Origin of the sequence: Pantoea sp. IMH, assembly GCF_000599885.1 — a bacterium.
Taxonomy (GTDB): Bacteria; Pseudomonadota; Gammaproteobacteria; order Enterobacterales; family Enterobacteriaceae; genus Erwinia.
In genome coordinates, this window is sequence record NZ_JFGT01000003.1 from 88456 (window position 1) to 106027 (window position 17572).

Annotated in this window: 13 protein-coding genes; 4 read left to right on the plus strand and 9 right to left on the minus strand. The window is 47.0% G+C overall.

Translation table 11 applies throughout. From position 1 onward, the window contains the following. The first annotated feature begins 251 nt into the window (after window positions 1–251). Window positions 252–992 (plus strand): carbonic anhydrase, encoded by a 741-nt coding sequence (locus tag EA20_RS0105795; protein ID WP_024965933.1) that lies wholly within the window; start codon window positions 252–254, stop codon window positions 990–992. Between the two features lie 1436 nt (window positions 993–2428). Here the strand turns inward: EA20_RS0105795 and EA20_RS19545 are convergent. Beyond that, window positions 2429–2689: a TraR/DksA C4-type zinc finger protein gene (locus EA20_RS19545; protein ID WP_024965935.1), complete on the minus strand. Its 261-nt coding sequence runs from the start codon at window positions 2687–2689 to the stop codon at window positions 2429–2431. Between the two features lie 1168 nt (window positions 2690–3857). Here EA20_RS19545 and EA20_RS20110 point away from each other — a divergent pair. Continuing rightward, window positions 3858–4061 carry an Hha/YmoA family nucleoid-associated regulatory protein gene (locus tag EA20_RS20110; RefSeq protein WP_071995383.1) on the plus strand — a complete coding sequence of 68 codons (204 nt, stop codon included), beginning with the start codon at window positions 3858–3860 and terminating at the stop codon, window positions 4059–4061. A 246-nt stretch (window positions 4062–4307) separates the two neighbouring features. On the opposite strand, the gene EA20_RS0105820 is transcribed toward EA20_RS20110, so the two are convergent. From EA20_RS0105820 to EA20_RS21265, 3 genes are all read right to left on the minus strand, one after another. Continuing rightward, a complete protein-coding gene (locus EA20_RS0105820) occupies window positions 4308–4592 on the minus strand; it encodes a hypothetical protein (RefSeq protein ID WP_024965937.1) in 285 nt (94 codons plus the stop codon). Between the two features lie 778 nt (window positions 4593–5370). Next, window positions 5371–9477, minus strand: coding sequence for a S6 family peptidase (locus EA20_RS21070; RefSeq protein ID WP_255342948.1), 4107 nt, complete (start codon window positions 9475–9477; stop codon window positions 5371–5373). 676 nt (window positions 9478–10153) lie between these two features. Continuing rightward, window positions 10154–10426, minus strand: coding sequence for a DUF333 domain-containing protein (locus tag EA20_RS21265; RefSeq protein ID WP_369699780.1), 273 nt, complete (start codon window positions 10424–10426; stop codon window positions 10154–10156). Between the two features lie 701 nt (window positions 10427–11127). Between EA20_RS21265 and EA20_RS19550 the strand changes: the two genes are divergently transcribed. Continuing rightward, window positions 11128–11376 (plus strand): NirD/YgiW/YdeI family stress tolerance protein, encoded by a 249-nt coding sequence (locus EA20_RS19550; protein WP_255342939.1) that lies wholly within the window; start codon window positions 11128–11130, stop codon window positions 11374–11376. 334 nt (window positions 11377–11710) lie between these two features. Here the strand turns inward: EA20_RS19550 and EA20_RS0105840 are convergent, their stop codons facing one another. From EA20_RS0105840 to EA20_RS0105860, 5 genes are all read right to left on the minus strand, one after another. After that, window positions 11711–12349, minus strand: coding sequence for a LuxR C-terminal-related transcriptional regulator (locus tag EA20_RS0105840; protein ID WP_024965940.1), 639 nt, complete (start codon window positions 12347–12349; stop codon window positions 11711–11713). Between the two features lie 44 nt (window positions 12350–12393). Next, window positions 12394–12984, minus strand: a complete 591-nt coding sequence (locus EA20_RS0105845) for a helix-turn-helix domain-containing protein (RefSeq protein ID WP_024965941.1) — start codon at window positions 12982–12984, stop codon at window positions 12394–12396. A 1253-nt stretch (window positions 12985–14237) separates the two neighbouring features. Then, window positions 14238–14621, minus strand: coding sequence for a YfaZ family outer membrane protein (locus EA20_RS0105850; RefSeq protein ID WP_024965942.1), 384 nt, complete (start codon window positions 14619–14621; stop codon window positions 14238–14240). A 255-nt stretch (window positions 14622–14876) separates the two neighbouring features. Continuing rightward, window positions 14877–15371 (minus strand): FidL-like protein, encoded by a 495-nt coding sequence (locus tag EA20_RS0105855; RefSeq protein WP_024965943.1) that lies wholly within the window; start codon window positions 15369–15371, stop codon window positions 14877–14879. Then, entirely contained in the window at window positions 15368–16177 is an 810-nt protein-coding gene (locus tag EA20_RS0105860) for a winged helix-turn-helix domain-containing protein (RefSeq protein WP_024965944.1), read from the minus strand. Before EA20_RS0105860 ends, EA20_RS0105855 begins: the two co-directional genes overlap by 4 nt. 370 nt (window positions 16178–16547) lie before the next feature. Between EA20_RS0105860 and EA20_RS0105865 the strand changes: the two genes are divergently transcribed. Further along, a complete protein-coding gene (locus tag EA20_RS0105865; RefSeq protein ID WP_024965945.1) occupies window positions 16548–17516 on the plus strand; it encodes an XdhC family protein in 969 nt (322 codons plus the stop codon). The last annotated feature ends 56 nt before the right edge of the window (window positions 17517–17572 follow it).

Genomic DNA, 17572 nt, shown 5'->3' on the forward strand with positions numbered 1-17572 from the left:
CTGAACTTCATACAAACATAAATATTTAACAACGCACTCTTTTCTGGCTGGGTTTTATCCGGGATATTAACAATTAACGCCTATTTTAACGTTATTCTGCCACTTTTATTCCTGGCCTGAAATAAGACACGCAATTTGCGCTTTCGGGGTATATCGCAACCCTGCCCAAATTATATCGGTTTCAGAAAGATTAACTTTTGCGTGGGTATTATCTCAGCAATTTACGTTAACCCGGAATCCAGGAGCATAAGATGCAACCGAACTCCCCCGCTAAACCTTCCCGCCGGAAGATCCTGAAACAAACGCTGGCCATTTCCGCGCTCTCCGTCACCGGCCTGACCACGCTGTCGGTGCCTACCATTTCTTTTGCGGCCTCCCTGAGCAAAGAGGAGCGTGATGGAATGACGCCTGATGCGGTCATTGAACGTTTTAAACAGGGTAACCTGCGCTTTCGTGAAAATCGTCCAGTTAAACACGACTTTCTGGAACAGAAACGTAGCAGTGTTGCGGGCCAGTATCCTGCCGCAGTAATTCTGAGCTGTATCGATTCACGCGCGCCGGCAGAAATCGTGCTGGATGCCGGTATCGGTGAGACCTTTAATTCGCGGGTTGCAGGTAACATCAGTAACCGCGATATCCTCGGCAGTATGGAGTTCGCCTGCGCCGTGGCTGGCGCAAAAGTCGTTCTGGTGATGGGTCATACGCGCTGTGGCGCGGTACGTGGTGCCATTGATAACGCGGAGTTAGGCAACCTGACCGGCCTGCTCGATGAGATTAAGCCGGCCATTGCTAAAACCGCTTACAGCGGTGAACGCAAAGGCAGTAACTACGATTTCGTGGATGCCGTTGCGCGTAAAAACGTTGAAATGACCATCGAAAATATCCGTAAAAACAGTCCGGTATTAAAAGATCTTGAAGCGCAGAAAAAGATAAAAATCGTTGGCAGCATGTATCACCTCAGCGGCGGCAAGGTCGAGTTCTTCGAGGTATAAACTGATAATGAGGCGTGGCCGATCCTGTTAAGCGCATATGTAAAGGATAAAGGCATATCAGGCTGCGCCTCTCCAACGCTTTTCCAGTAAAACCCAGCGGCATTCCCAGGCTCATTTAGGTTTTATCTGGCATATTTAAACAGAGTAGACGCTGACCGTTGTTTACGTACGGCCTGTTGGTCCCGGTCACTTCAGACGGGCTCTGCTGTTATTCCCGTCAGTGCCGCCAATATCCTGCTGTGATTTATATGCAAGACGGCGCGGGCCTTTGTTGTAACAATCCTGTGGTGAAGAGCGCTTACCAGCACTGCCGGGCCATTTCAGATAACGGAATAAGTGAATTTCTACAGCGTAAGTTAAGGTAATTTCACTAACGTAAAAGGGAGCTGGGATTAAGCATGTTAATTTTGCGCCCTGCAAATGTTTATTATTGGTTAAAATAAATTAGATAACTCCATTTAACTTAACCTGCATTCCATAATAATCAGCACTAAATGGATAAATTACGAGACTCCGATGGTCATTCTGCGCTGCCAGGTGCTACTATTCTCTCAGCCGTATTTCCTCAGCGTTTCAATACAATTTCCGATGGCCCACTATGTCACATGTATATAAAATAATTAATTTATTCGTGTTTATCTGGATCCTGGCAGGGCTTTCCATTTTTCTTTTTGTCCTGCACCACCATCATGCAGCAACCATGGTGAATACAGCAAAATGCCTGTTGAACAAGGAGCCGGATAATTATCCTGGCTGGTTCTCGCACCTCGCACAACTTATTTACAGAACGTTATTTGAAACCTGCGATCATGATTACCGTTAATGGCTAATGGTTTTTATGCAAAATAAAATGCAACAGTGAACGCCATTCAAGTAAAAGTAACCAGATGGCATAACCGGCGGCACAGTAAAGCACGATAAACAGGATCATTTCCGTCACTTTATCCGAGGGGCGCATCCGAACAGACTCCCAATATTTTTGAAAATATCCCATTTACATGACAAATGTTCTGTCTGACATAGCATGCTTCGCTTCGTTAACAGTATCTGATAAGCATCATCAATTTCCCGTAAACGCCTGACGTAAAAACAGATAAGCGTAATATAACCGCACTAAAAGTGCTTTTGCATCAAGACAGCCAAAGCCTTACAGGGCTAAGCCAATTAATACTGCGTATTCTCAGCCTGGCGGGAGACTTGCAACACGCGTTTCAGGGTGGCTAATGCCCACGGTTTATCACTTCTGGTATCAGAAAACGTTGATGAAAAAAAAACGGCCTGTCGGCCAGACGTTGACCTGATGCAAACAGAGTGCAAGAGGGATTACTGTTGCTCTCTGTTTGCAGTTTCTGGCCGGTTCAGGGCGCGTAGTCAGATAATCCAGCTAACAACATGTCACCGGCGATGCCAGCGAATAGCCTGACCGGTAACCAGGCTTACGGCACCTCATTCTCCGGTGCCTGTCCTGTTCCAGCCTGACCCAGTTGTCCGGTTCGTTCACGTAGCTCCAGGATTTCCTGGCAGGTAACACAGGTCGTTACTGAAGGCAGCAACTGCCGCCTCGCCAGTGGAATTTCTTCGCCGCAGTTTTCACAATGGCGGCAGCCGGGCCGACTCAGCTGACGACGAATGACCGCGACTTTCACGTCCGCAGTAAGGTCAATCACCTCCATCGCTTCATCAATAATGTCTGCCATATCTCTATTCTCCTTATTGCTAACGTCGGCTCCGTAAGTTCGTACCCGGGAATTCAGACGTATTACAGGCTACCAGCGCCAAACGCCCTGCCTGGCTTCATCCAGACCTAACGCTGGCGTTCTGCATACCTGCTTCCCGTTCCCGGAAGCTGAGCCAACCCTTTTGCCGGTGCTTTTGTGCAGGCCACTATTTTTACCTGCCAGAAATCCCGTCTAACGGGCTGTGCCTCCGTTCCCATAACGGGTTTATCACTGGATAAGCGTTTGATAATGATTACCTGCGCGACCAAAACGATTTATCAATAAACAGAAATTTTTTGTAATTATTCCGGTTATGAGAACTAAAGTTATCACCCATGATTATTATATCGGTTAAGCCTGTCAGAAGCCTGCGTCACTATAGTAAAAAACCGCATTCAATAAACATAACCATCCCATATTACTCCCAATGTAATAAAATCATTACGGACCACAGTTAAAATCCCATTAAGATTATTTTTCTGCACCTCAGGGACATCAACAACAGGTAAACCTCTTTCTCTTTTCAGTTTCACCATGGCACCGGAAGTTATGCTTAAAAACCGCTCCTGTTAGCGTAATGCTATAAATAAACCACTCAATAAATATACCAATAAAAATAAACTCCTTATATTACAGGAAAATGGCCCATTGAGTGTTAACAGAAAGAGGATGAAGTGTTAATTATCCCAGCCAGATAAACCACAGAAATCAGCCCGCTACTTTTTTTACATGGTTGATATCCCTTTCTTTCACCATTATAAATAGTTCATTCCCAAGATAATATATTTCTTCATCCATCGTAAATACGTTAAACAAAAAATACCCTCATGGCCACGATGGATTAATAACTATAATGAATTTACGTTACGTGGCAGGCAGACATGCAGATATGAAAGAAAAAACTGACCATCCACACCACGAAATTACTGACAACCCGCTTCAGTGTATTATTCTGGAAGCAGGAGTTCATAACCCGACAAAAGGCATCACGTCAACGATTTTTGCAAGTGTTTCAGAAGGCCGGAATATCACAGGCCGGAATCGACATATCCGCCGGCGCGCCCGCACTCGCTAACCCGGCAACATATTATAAAATCAACAAGACCTTAATCAGTGACGGTTATTTTTTATATTGCGGAGAGGTATAATGGATAAGATTTTTTACTTAAATAAATTAAGACGATGCCCTTCTAAAGATATCCTTGATATGGTGACCTGCTATATGCGCAGAACAATCCCATACCAGGATCGCGCTTCATTTGAAGGGGCATACGATCATCGTAAAGCAGAACTGATTATGAACGAAATTTGTAATGAAATGCCAATGGGAGGGTGGCAACCGAGCCGGTAAACGGCATTTTATATTGATTTTTATACAATCTTTTCAGCAGGATAGCTATCTAATTTCAGAGTTTTCTCCCGGTAATCCAGTGCGGATAGGGCAGTATCTGTTGAGAAGAGCCAGCACTGTTTCCTGTAAGTTTTTTTGCTTAACGTTAACTCGCAAACACCTTCTCCGCTGAAGGCGTTTGCGAAGCGATTAACCTTGCCGGGGGACCATGTAAAAACATCCTGTCGGGCAATGACGAAAGCGCACTCAATTTTTTATCATCAGCAGACCGTCAAGTTTACTGAGCAAGGCTTTTAGCGACGAATAATCCTGTTTCATATCGTCATAAACAAATAGAAAACGATTTATCCCCGCCCGAATCGACTGAAGTTCATGACTTTGCAGCAATGACTCGCTTTGGCGTTCCAGTTCAAGCGCCAGGCTTCTTAGCTCGGGTGGGGCATTTTTAAGTTCTGCAATTAATACATCTCTTAACAGATCGTTTTTTTCATTTCCATCAGTTACATCAGTTACATCGTTACTTAACGTCATATTTTACCCACCCAATAATTAATAAACTAACTTATTATTTAAAACTACCTTTAAGCCAAAAAAAATAGGTCATTGAGAAACCAACCACAAAGCCGCCCCCAGGCTTTAAAGCAGTGCATATATAGTGAAGAACTAACGCAATTTACCTTTAACATTTATAATCACAACAAAGGTTAAAGCGGGAAAACGATCTATGCCACATCAAAGAAAGCCAGGGTTATACTTTTTGACAGCCTCGGTTTTTATGAGATTGCGAGGATAACTGAGGAGATTATCGCAACCGCGGAACGAAAACCCTCATTTCATCAAAGAAAAATACAAAGCAATACCGCCACTCCAGAAGAGTACGCAAAAGAGCAACATCAACCACCACGTGCCGCTACGCGAATACGCCTGATTTTCGACTTTCACCTTACGCCTCCAGATATTTTCAGAAATAATTTCATTTCCCACATCCAATGACGAAAAGTCATTTTGATTTGAATGTTTTTTACGCAAATCAGGGTGCCCTGGCATCTTTAAATCATCACTAAACCAGGTTAACGGCGGCAGACGACAATTGATTTACATCAAGTTAGGCATGAATTTACTGACATTTTGCAGAGCGGTTTATTTATGCAGGATCAATAAATAAAAAAGGTAAAGCTTGTTAATAACCTGCGTTACCTAAACAATTACCGAGAAAGTAAAGGCGCATATGTTATCCGGTTTGTTATTCCGAAACCCAACGGGAAGGATACAGAGCACCACCTCAGGTGACATGATGCTCTGTGAACGCTTAAAAGTGATAAGAAAGCCCGATAAGCCCACTGTAGTCCGTTTTGAACACGCCACCAAAACTGCTTTCCACCTTCGCGTTTACGGAGAGATCCGGCGTGATAGCGCCTTCAATCCCCAGATTCGCACGATAGCGATTATCGGACCAGGCATCATACTGACGGCTTGCATGGCGATCTTTCAGCGTCGTTGTGGGTCCGTTTTTTCCCGGTGAATACTGGTACGCAAGGGAAGCGGACAGGTTCACATTTTTAAGTTCTGCTCCCAGGCCGCGTTTTTGCACTCTGATGCCCGCATTGCCGAACCAGGCATTGCCGGAACTGAGAGAAACGTCCGCATCCTGCCCCTTCATTGAGTAGCCAGAAAGCATACCGCCACTGACGCCAACAAACGGGGAAATCATCAGGGCATCGTTAGCGAAACTGAACTGATAACCGGTTCGCAAGCCACCAGCCAGCATGAGACTATCCCGTTTTTTACCATTGATCCCCAGCGCAGGATCAAGCGTCAGTTCCTGATTCAGATACATTCCACTGCTGGCCGCATCAGCAAACCATCCGCTCTCAGACTGCCATGAATAATAGGCTCCCAGGGTAGCCAGACGGTGATCTTCTTTCCCTTTCCCCTCACCTTCAACCTGCCCTTGTGTGTAGCTGGCGCTTACGCCCACTATCTGCGTTCCGTCCTGACGATCCCAACCCAGATTGAGCGTCTGCTGGCGGGCATTCAGGCCGAGAAAGCGGCCTTTTCTTTGCTCAACGGTGACCCAGGAGCCGCTACTGTCCGGCGATGTCCGTAGCCGGTCTGTCCGGTTATGTAGCTGGCTGACCGCTTCGCTAAAGATATACTGCCGCGACGCCAGCATTGCCCGCGTATTCTGAATAAGCGGTTGATTATCGGAAATGGTGAACCAGTCCTCCGGGTTGAACGCCGGCTTTTTCACCGTGTCGGTCTGACCTTCTGACGCTTCTGACTCCGCTTTTTCCTGACCGCCCGCCTCAGTTTTTTCGCCCGGTTTCGGCGTGTCCGCACCGGTTTCCGCCTTCACATCATCTTGTGCTGGCGTTACCGTGCCCGTATGCGGCGTTGAGTCATCTTGTGCTGGCGTTACCGTGCCCGTATCCGGCGTTGAGTCATCCGGCGCTGGCGCTACAGTGCCGGTATCCGGCGTAGCGTCCCCCGACGCCGGTGTTACCGTTCCTGTATCCGGCGTTGTGTCATCCGGCGCTGGCGTTACCGTTCCCGTATCCGGCGTTGAGTTATCCGGCGCTGGCGTTACCGTGCCGGTATCCGGCGTAGTATCACCCGGCGCTGGCGCTACAGTGCCGGTATCCGGCGTAGCAGGATTAGGCTCTTCGGGCTGTACCGTCTGATTATGCTCAAGTACCCACTTCACCCGATCGTTCTCATCCTTAACCTGATAATTGGGCTGATAGACACTGAAGCCACTGTAGCTGTCAGCAAAGGTGAAATAGTCATGCGACGTGCCTGCTGGCGCATCAATCATCACCAGATCCTGAACGAGCGCAACCGGCTTACCAGCATCAACCAGCAGGCTCACATCCAGCAGGTTACTGCCTCCAGTGGCTGAGTTTTTAATAGTGAGCAGATCGCTTTCCAGCGTTTCTGGCTTCACGCCTAACATCACCCTGAGGCCTGACGCATCCAGTGAATCCACGCTGAGCGTTTTTGCATGCCAGTTTCCAGCCGGTACCATAGAAAGCGTTGCCCCGCTATCCGCCTGCAACGTACTGATGTGACTGTTATCCGTCATCATCCAGCCCGCATCGCCATTCATTGCCATTTGGGTCACGCCGGATGAGGTGACAGCCCCCTGATAGTTCACTTTCCCGAGAGAAAGGCTGGCATTGTTCGCCAGCCGGACATCGCCCACCACCAGGCTTGCCGGCAGAAGCGATAACGAATCCGCATCGCGGACAGGCTGGCTACAGGCCGCGTCGTCTTGATAAATAACAGCATAACAACGCCAGCTCTTTTCCTCAGAGGATCCGCTGCCGTTATAGCCGAAAACGAGATTTGCCGACTCGTCAGCAACCACATTTGCCTCCACAAGCGCATATTCGCCAACCTGGAAAGCCGCGCCTTTGCCCACGCTGATTTCCGTGGCTTTAAACAGCGACGTTGCCCAGTCATCATCAATGACGACGCCTCCCGCATGCGCAACCGGCTGGCCTGAAAGAACAAGCGTCCCTTGCTCAGCGGTAAGGTTGCCATTGAGGTTCATTCCTCCTGTCAGGGCTGTGATCGCTGTTGCGTTCTCAGGGGTGAGGGTAACGTCCAGCGCCCCGTTGGTGGCCGTTTCGTCCACTTCGCCCAGAAAACCACGGAAAACCTGCTGATTCAGCTGGCCTAAACGGGAATCGATCACCACATTGAGGTCCGTTCCCAGATAGGTCCAGGTCGCGGTAGAGCTTTTATCGGTCGGGAAATACCAGTAAGACTCAGTGTTTAGCTGGAAATACTCGGTATCTTTGGTATAGGGGTTGCTGTAGACATAAATTGAACCCGGCGTGCCCCTGGGATTACTGCCGCTGAACTTGTTTAATGCAATATCGGCACTTTCATAGCCAGTGAGGGTCAGGCTTGCGCGGCGATCGGGGTTGTGGTTTACCAGGCTTGCGCCACTATCGGTATGGTTGATTTTTTTGAAGCTTAACGCGTTGCCATGTAAATCGAGCTTGCCGCCACGGTAGCCAAAAAAGATATTGCTGGTCGCAACCTGCTCCGCATCCTCAAGGACGACTGTCGGACGGCCGCTGACTAAGGTCACTGATGAGAAAGCTTGTTTATTCCCCGAAGCATCCGCGCGCTGATCGAGGATCACCGTGCCATCGCCCACATTGAGGCTACCTGCGTTACTGCCTTCGGCATTGATATGCAGCGTGCCTGCGCCAATTTTATGCAGCGCGTCGCCGGCCAGGCCATTAACCTGCCAGAGCACCTCTTTGCCCGCGTCAACCTCAACGCCGCCGCCAGCCCAGCTGGCCTTGAGTCCATCGGCAGGCTTCACGGTGTAATTATTGGAAAACTGGAGCTTGCCCGCGCCCATATTGATCGGTGCGTTAAGGATGATTGCGCCGCCCGCACCGTTAAATCGCAAATCTTTGGTGGCGTCCAGCTCAGCATTACTGGCGGCAGAAGGCGCAACTTCAGCGTAAGCGGCATCCAGCCCGGCCCATGACCAGGTCGTGTTTAGTTGGGTGATGGCATCTTTATTCCAGTAAACAGATCCATTACCCGCCATGTCGACAATATCAGGTAAGGTATTACCGGCAATAATGTTCTGAATATAACCGTCAGGAATATATTCCCATATACTGGTTTCGCTTGTGATTTTGTCATCCACGACGCCACCATGCAGAACACCCGCGATTTTCCAGGCTTTATCCTGCTCGTCATAGACCATAATCGGGCTGCCGCTGTCACCACTCATGGTGCCTATTGAGAGCGGAGAAGTAAGGACGTTATCGGGCCCGTAACTGGTCGCCCGCAGAGAGGTCTCCCGCAGATCAATAGTATTGGCGTTGATAGTACCGCCACTTACCCAGTTATAAGCTGCGCTCAGCGTAATGCGTTCCGTCTCATCGTCACTGACCTGGCTCTGCGTACCACCACCGATACGGGTGTACCAGGTGTAGCGCGAGGTATCCCCTTTTCTGATTTCTGATTTTTCCACTACGGCAACAGGAGCCGCATCGGTCACGACCTTATTCAGACGCGGCAGATGAAAATCTTCGTCTGCGAGGGCCGACTCATTACGATTGATAAGCGTATAAGTTGCGCCATACTGTGCGCCATTGCCAAAGCCCACCGTTTTATAGCCGGTATTATGGCGCGCGCTGGCGAGATAAGAGGGTGCCACAAGAGTGCTGAATCCCGTATTTACTACCATGCCAAAATCAGGCACGGTAAAATCAAGATAACCCGAAAGCGAGCCATCCTTTTTATATACGGGCAAATGACTTTCCCCGACGGTATACCTTCCCAGATTTTCTGCAAAATCCCGGTAATCCTGAACGTCAACATCATGCCGCATAATACCGGCATAAGACTTAGTACAGATAAAAACAGTGCAGCAAAAAGCCACGCCCCCGAAATATTTCAATAGAGTGCCCTCAAGGAAAAATGTAAATCAGTACATTTATAATCAAAAGGATAATAACACCCGATTAAAATTTATCTGAACTCTTCTTATTGCCCTTTGTTTATCAGAACCTAAAGAAACGCAAAAACCACCTAAAACGGATCATAAGCCATTGTTTTATCGCGTATAAAAAATCAAACCAAAACCGGAATGCATGTTATAAAAGCATTAATAAAATCATCAAAAAATGCATTTTTAATTACATGGGTATTTTAAATGATAATGAAATCTGGCATGAGGATTTTTATCAGCAGAGCATTATAAATTTTCACAGGAAACCTTTCAGGCTATATAATCAGCAGCGGTAAAGTTAAAATAAATTTCTTTTCAATTTTTATACATAAAACTATATATATTTAAGAAAGCCAGTACAGATAGTTTTCCAGCGCGTATTTCACGTTCCTTAAAGTTTTTTTATTTTATGGTGGGCAAGCGTAGGGCATAGTTCTGACTGAACATGGACTCTTTGCCAGAAAGAAGACAGACCAAACGCCTTAAACCGGTTAACGTTTTGCCGCCCCGAGTGTAAGAGCGGCGATCTGTGTGAGTCCTGAGACAGCCTCAAGGCCCCCTTACAGGGTGAGCACGCCATCAGGGTAGCGCTGATAAACGGGCCAGCTTATCGGGCTGGATGATCCCGATGAAAGAGTGCCCACTGCTCAATCCGCTCCCCTGAGGGTAAAGTGCAATAGCCTGTCGTACCTGCATCCGTTTCAAGGTGTGACGTTTTTCCACCTGACTGCAGGCACCAGTCGGCAGCCGGATTATGCATATTCAAACGCGGTGGCTTGGCGTTCTGTTGTGAACATGCGGTGAGTAGTAGTCCTGCCAGAATAACGCCTGGCTTTAGTTTATTTTTAATCATCCGATAAGTTCCCATTGTGATTTTCATTCAGCATAGCGCAGGCAATTTGTATCCACCTGTTGAAGGATAAAAAGGCAAGTAACTCGTTAACTGTCTACGGCCATGGCATGCGGGTATCATCCTGCTGACAGTGATTCGCCTGTCAGTGTTGCTTTCGCCATCCTGTTGTTCCACACAGGAACTCTAGCGAATAAGCCCTCAACTTCACTTCAACACCGCCCGCTTTTGTTAGGTGGCAGCCAGCATTCATGCCGGTGATAATATAATTGCCCTCAAAAAAGAGCATATGTAAATGAAATCAACAATTATCATGCATTATTATCCATTGTAGCTTATTGATTTTACAATAAAAGTTTTGTAGAAGAAGTAGTCAGCATCGTTTGCACCTTACAACAATAATATGCAGCGAACTTTACAGAATTTATTTTCGGTCTGCATAATCCTGCGACTTCAATCCGTAATCTGAAAGGGATGGCCGTATCAGCAGAGCCCGATCGCCTCTCCCCATGAATTATTACCGTGAAGGACGGGTGAATTTTGTCATTACATAACGAGATCATCCCTCAGAGTTCCGTTACGGGATGAGGTGAGTGATCGTTGCCGTTGTTACGTTTGAACCCGTCCCTGGACAGGACTGCTTATCTTCATTAAGGGAATGATATATGAAAAAAACGCTATGGATTCTTCTTACCTTACTCGGTTCAACATCCGCCTTTGCCCGACAGTAAGTGACCGTCGCGCAGGCCAAAAAAATGCATGACGATCGTCACGTGGCGATAACGGGAACCATCAGCGGTCGGGCTGATGACGATCATTACTGGCTACAGGATTCAACCGGCCGTATCCGTATTGATGTGGATGACGACGATGATGATGGCCGTTACCTGATTGGTAAAAAGGTCCGGATAACCGGTGAAATCGATCGTGATGATGGACATAACGAAATCAGCGCCGATCGCGTTTATATCCTGGAGTAAACCCTCAGTCTTAAATCAGGTCAGCACCCGGAAAGAATCTGTAAATACGTATGCCTTACGGGTTGTTTATTAAATAATACGATGTAACAAAAGCACGCCAGCCTTAGCGTGCTTTTACTTTTCAGGCATGCCTGTTTTGCGCATCAACAACGCCGCATTCGCGCTGGGGAGAAGGGAAAACCAGCGGCGCATTCGTGACGGGGGGATGTATTTATAGCCTCGACTCAGTTAATAAGCAAAAAGGAAAACTCTATAATATTACGCCGACTGATAAAACCTGCTAATTAAAAAGCTGCTATTACTCATCAGAAGCAACGTTGAAATCCAACTTTGTCTAAAGTTCCCTTTCGTTGATCACCCCCATATAAAGCTCAAGTAGTGAGATATTATTAAGTAAGGCATGAAATTCACGATCGCCTTTGAGATCATATTTTTTCATCACGTTATACTTATGTGCGTAAATCGTTTTTACAGATAAGCCAAGTGATGCCGCTGTTTCACGCACTGTATTTCCATTTTTTAAATAACTCATGACTCTTAGTTGTACCAGAGACATTCGTGCATAACTGCATCTGATACAGTCTGTCGGCCTGTAGATTTTTGACGCCTCCGCACGCGCGACCGCCCATGCCTTAATCATTTTTTCTCTGACTTTTAGGACAGATTCAGTACGATCGATGACAGTCAAAGCCTGATAACAGACCGGAAGCTGCGCAGAAATAATACTTTCTGTTCGATCGACAAAAACCAGCAGCACACTTCCTTTTTTTCGATAGCGATAGGCAGGCTGACACATAAAAAGTCGCCATCGGGAGACGCTGAGGATAATGAAATCAGCGTCTTTCAGGCTTTCGCTATCAAAACCTGAAGAAAAATCGATATCAACACTTGATAATAGTGTTTCTTCAAGTATCACAGAGATGCCAAGCCTGAAATAATAATCTTCATCCGTGCAAACTACTTTAACTGTCATTTTCTATTCCTTCTGGCATCTCAAAATAACGATACTATTTTTGGCTAGATAAACTTCCCGTTAACCAGCTCAAGTTCTCCCTTTTCTTTTAACTCTTTCAATACTCTTGAAATGGAGCTTTTAGAAAGATGCGAACTGTTTTCAATCAGATAAAGTGCTGAAAAACGCTTCTTCAGATGCGGCGGCAGTTTTTTCCAACGGCCAATCAGGGATAGCACTTCGTCATGCGAGTTACCCTTGGGCAACTGAATATAATTCATTAAATCTGAATACTGTCCTGACAGGATGGACATAGCATCATGAAACAAATCCTTTTCAAATATCAGGCGCCAAAATGACTCATAGTCAATAAAGCTAATCTTGCCATAATCTATCCTTTCCAGGTAGACGGGTGGATCATCCAGCGCAGGAGTGACGCCCACTACCGAGGGAGCGGAGAGGATATTAAGAACCTTATTCTCTCCCTTCAATTTCAGTAAAAAATCGCCATCGAGAATGAACATGACCCGACGGACATTATCTTTAGTCAGATGATAACGGCGTTTGCCTCGCGATATTTCATCGGGATTTGCAATTTGCGTATAACCCGCCAATGTATCGATGATTCGCTCATGATTTTCAGTAACTCTAAACATATCAGTTAACTCAATCTCACTGACGCCCGTAGCAACGCTTCGTAGCCAGCAATCAGTATCAAAAAATTAATAAAAACTTGTTTTTTTATGATCTCTTTATTTTCCGCTGGTGCATTGCATTTAGCCTGAACCACCTCCACACTTGGCTGATGAAGACTGTAAATGACCTGGCTGGCTATAATAAAACCCCACCCGTAAAATTCAATCCCACAAACAGCACGAAAGGGAGGGCATAACACTACCTATTCAATAAATAGTAGTTCAATGTGCTATTTTATTGACAACAATCAGTTTTTAAAAGCTATAAACCAAGTTATCCTGGTTGTGTTATAACTTTTTTCTGAAAAGTTGATTTTAACAAGGTCAATTTCAAGCATATGTTATAAAAATCACACTACTAAAGAAGAAAAATAAAGATTCCATAAAAAACAAACCATTTAAGAAATGAGCATTACTTTTTTGGGTTCAATGTTAAACCTCCAGATAAAAATAACAGGTTAAGTCATTTTGGTTTATCGAAAGTAAATCACACACCCGAAAAATCAGACAATTAAATATACAAATACAATAAATTTAGATTTTTATGCTAAATTTTATATATTTTTTAGATAAAAAAACCAATAAAAAGCGAAGGGATTTATTGCGTCTAACTCTTTTACATTATGACTACCTGTAACGCTTTTCAAATATCAGTCTTTATACTCTCTTGTTTGTATCATGCTTGCCTCGATTTCCACTCATTATAATAAAAATTATGATTTTTCTTAATGCCCTTCCCTTTCGTAGTGTGAATTCCGCTTTAAAAAACTGGTTCCAGGTTCTGCCAGAAGGCCAGAAAAAGCAACAAGGAGCATCTTTTTCTCACTCCTGAGCATCCTTGCGCCCACCAATAAAATTATAGAGTGTCATTTTGGACTGCCTATCCTACTGGTTTTACTGCATCTGCCCGCCTATTGTCGTGAATCGCCTACTTCTGGAGATGGTCAAAAGCGCCACGCTTCGCCAAGTCTTCTATACATTTTCGTTAAACAGATTATTATATCCAGCTGCCAGGTTCAGCACGGCAATTTGTGAGTCAGCTCGTCTGGCACTTGATGATCTGTCAGGCTTTTTGGCAAAGCCTATATTCCGCTATAACGCTACCCACCAGACCTGCTAAAACGGGCGTCTTATGCTGGTCAGCGTAAAAAATTTTTGAGGAAGAGATTCAGGAAGCGAAACGCGACTACAACGACGCCGTTAACAATGCCGATTTACGCAAAATTGAGAAATATCAGCGGAAAATCGCCTTCAAGCAACGCAAGCTTGAAGAGGCGAAAGGGGAGGAGAAAAGCGCCGAAGAAGATCTGGCCGCGCTGGATAAATAACGAATAGTCAGCCTGCACGCCAACATTCACATCGACCGCGCCAGCTTTCAGATTCAGCCCGGCTTCCGCGCCCGTTTTTTCACGGCCGTTTTCATTGCTCTTGATGCAGTTACCGTTAATAGAGATACCTTCACTTTCCTGACCCATTCCGACAGTCACGTCAGTAAAGTTTTTACCCACGTTTACGCTTCCCTCAACGGCATTCGCTGCCGGGATAACTGACGCGGCCAGCAATGAAGAAACCAGGGTTAACATCAGTTTTTTAAGCATATGCTTAACAGGGCGTCCCCCTGAAGCCGCCTATAAGACAATTCCCGGCCTAATCACACAATTTAAATATTAAAAGGCATTATTTATTTTTTGATGTTAATTTTTAATTTTAAAGAAGATAAAAAATAATATTTCTATTTACCTACCTTGCGGATTGAGCATGCATTTACGGGGCTGAGGTGATATCGACAGGTGCAGGGCCGTTACCGGTTATCGCTTTTGCAGAAAAAGGAGATAACCGGTAACGCCAGAAGCTTAATAGCGCTGGCAGGTAAAAAGATAAGAGAGCGGTCCACTCATGAGATACGTTTTTTCATCCACTTTTACGATATCAAGCTGCAAATAAGAAGGATCCAGCGTAAGTTCTGCCAGCAGCGCGTTAAACATGCCATCGGGCGTGGTATCGGTAGAAGAGGTCACGACTTTATTTATCTGATAGCGGTACGTATTACCGTCAATTCTCTCTCCCTGAGTCAGAATAATCCTTCGATTGAGAATCGTGTCTACATCACCGTTCGTCGCCTGGCCATTGATTAACAGATAACCTGAGTTTTTACTCAGGAAGCGCAGATCCTGGGTGACGGCATACTCCAGTCGTTTCCCCTCGTTACGGCTGAGATCGTAGCGATTGAATGTCGCACAGCGGAAAGGATATGACTCTGCACGATGGGTAAACCAGGCTGAGGCGATAAAAAGCGCCACCAGCGCAGCCAGCATAAAAGCGACAATCATACCGGTATGCCGTTTCACTTCATTCTCCAGTCGAGATAATAGAAATTGTCGCATGAAATAACATGCCCATCGCTGTTGAGCCGGCATGAAGAAAGCAGTGTTCTGCCGTAATTTTGCGGAGTAAATGAGGTGTTATTATCAAAATAGATGCGCCGGGCGGTATCGCAGGGCTGATGGTTTTCACGCAGCATTTGCAGAATCTGCTGGTCCAGCGCCGGACGATCTGCCGCATCAAGCCCCTGTAAAAGCACCACATCGCAGCCGCCGGTCAGCTTTATACTCACCGGCGTTATTTCAGGATCGGGTGATGAGAACAGCAGATAATAGACGCCCATTCCCACCAGCAGGATAGCGGCAATAATAAGCGAAAAAAGCCAGGGATTTAGCCTGGAGGAGTGAGTTCGCGCTTTCTCCGCCGGTTCAGGTGTGGGCGGAAGCACTTCCGGCATGACCTCATCGACGGGCGTCGTTTCAGGAACGGGCGCTGGCTTGTCCGCGATCTGCTCAATAGTAATCTCAGCGTTAAGCCGGATGCCAACCTTGGGGATGGTTACAATAAGGTTTTCGCAACCATAGGCGGCGAGCGCCCTTCTCAGAATACTCAGATACTGATTAAGATTGCTGTTCGAGCCGCGCAGACCATATTTGTCCCACACTTCCGTCAGCAACGTATCCCGGGCCAGTATTTCGCCTTCAGATTTCAGCAGGCATTCGAACAGGCGGCCTGAAGAGATACTGAGACTTAATGACTCCTGGGTGGGTATATGACTCAGCGTACAGTCTTCTGAGTTGTAAGCGATACTGCCATCGATGATATAAATCATTAAGAAGTCACTACATTTCCATCAAATATGTCAGTACAGGGCCGCTTTCATCGCTGTTAAGCCAGCCTGCCCGTCGCTTTGGGGTAAGACACAGACAAAACGGTCAGTCCTGTCAGGTAAAACTGAAGGTTAGCATAGTAAAACGCATTGCCCCTGTTGTGAACATACCAAAAATCAGCTTTGTAAATGTCAGTCTGATAACGGAAGTCCGTGATCATCAGCCACGAACTGCGCAACCCGCAGGCACCCGTCAGCAATCTCCTCTACGCTTAATCATCATACTTAACAGCCTCCGCTTACTGCTGTTGCGTGCGCCTGATGCGCCACCGCTGTGGATGGCTACCCGTTCTTTTACGCAGGGAGCAATGAAGTGCAACGTTTAGATCTGCAGGTCCTGGAGCAGGCCAGGCGCTGGAACCTCGAGGGGCCCGTCTGGCTCTGTACGGTACTCAGTACCTTTGGCTCCTCACCTCGTCCACCGGGCACAATGATGGTGATTCGTGAAGGGGGAAACTATTGCGGCTCGCTTTCCGGAGGCTGCGTGGAAGAGGATTTCCTCCAGCGGCTCAGCGAGGGTGCATTTCGCCAGCCCAGCCAGATTATCCGTTATGGTGAAGGCGGTTTGCATCCAGGCCGCGCACTGCCCTGCGGCGGCGTTGTTGATATCCTGATCGAATATCTGCTGCCTGACGCCCATAGCCAGGCTTGCCTTCAGCAGATGGAAGCGGCACTGAGCGGCGCGGTGGCCTTACGCAAAGAAGTCCGGCTGCCGGAACGGTGCATCAGCCTTGAACGCTGTGACTACGCCAGCAGTACGCTTGCCCACTACGACAGCGAAAGGGTTACGCTGACGCTGGCGGCAGCGCCGAGGCTGATTGTGGCCGGGCTGTCCAGCGTGGCGGTTTTCTGCGCGAATTTTGCCGGGGCGCTGGGCTTTGACGTTATTCTTCTGGAAAATCGCCCTGAGGTTATCGACAATTTTGCCCCGCTGTTGCATCCGACCCTCCACATCCAGCAAATCTTTCCGGCAAAATACCTTGAACAGCAGGGTTGCCACGCCCATTCGGCGGTGGTGGCGCTGACGCATGATCCCCGCATCGACGACCTTACGCTGATGGAGGCGATCCACACGCCCGCTTTTTATATCGGCGCGATGGGGTCGGCGGGAAACAGTGAGAAAAGGCGTCGCCGTCTGCGCGATTATGGTGAGTTCAGCGAAGCGGAAATTAAGCGCATTCATGCACCGATCGGCATGGATATTGGCAGTAAAACACCGGCAGAAATCGCGCTGGCGGTGATGGCTGATATTGTTCGCCATAAAAATGGCGTGATGGAATAGCTGCCGAAAAGCACAAACCTGACAATCGCTCACCGGGATTTTGGGCGGCGCCTCGC

Excerpts from the sequence above, each read along its gene's own strand:
- EA20_RS0105795 (WP_024965933.1), top strand. The coding sequence starts at position 252 with ATGCAACCGAACTCCCCCGCTAAACCTTCCCGCCGGAAGATCCTGAAA.
- EA20_RS0105820 (WP_024965937.1), bottom strand. The coding sequence starts at position 4,592 with ATGACGTTAAGTAACGATGTAACTGATGTAACTGATGGAAATGAAAAA.
- EA20_RS0105840 (WP_024965940.1), bottom strand. The coding sequence starts at position 12,349 with ATGACAGTTAAAGTAGTTTGCACGGATGAAGATTATTATTTCAGGCTT.
- EA20_RS0105845 (WP_024965941.1), bottom strand. The coding sequence starts at position 12,984 with ATGTTTAGAGTTACTGAAAATCATGAGCGAATCATCGATACATTGGCG.
- EA20_RS21265 (WP_369699780.1), bottom strand. The coding sequence starts at position 10,426 with ATGAAAATCACAATGGGAACTTATCGGATGATTAAAAATAAACTAAAG.
- EA20_RS0105850 (WP_024965942.1), bottom strand. The coding sequence starts at position 14,621 with ATGCTTAAAAAACTGATGTTAACCCTGGTTTCTTCATTGCTGGCCGCG.
- EA20_RS19545 (WP_024965935.1), bottom strand. The coding sequence starts at position 2,689 with ATGGCAGACATTATTGATGAAGCGATGGAGGTGATTGACCTTACTGCG.
- EA20_RS20110 (WP_071995383.1), top strand. The coding sequence starts at position 3,858 with ATGGATAAGATTTTTTACTTAAATAAATTAAGACGATGCCCTTCTAAA.
- EA20_RS0105860 (WP_024965944.1), bottom strand. The coding sequence starts at position 16,177 with ATGATTTATATCATCGATGGCAGTATCGCTTACAACTCAGAAGACTGT.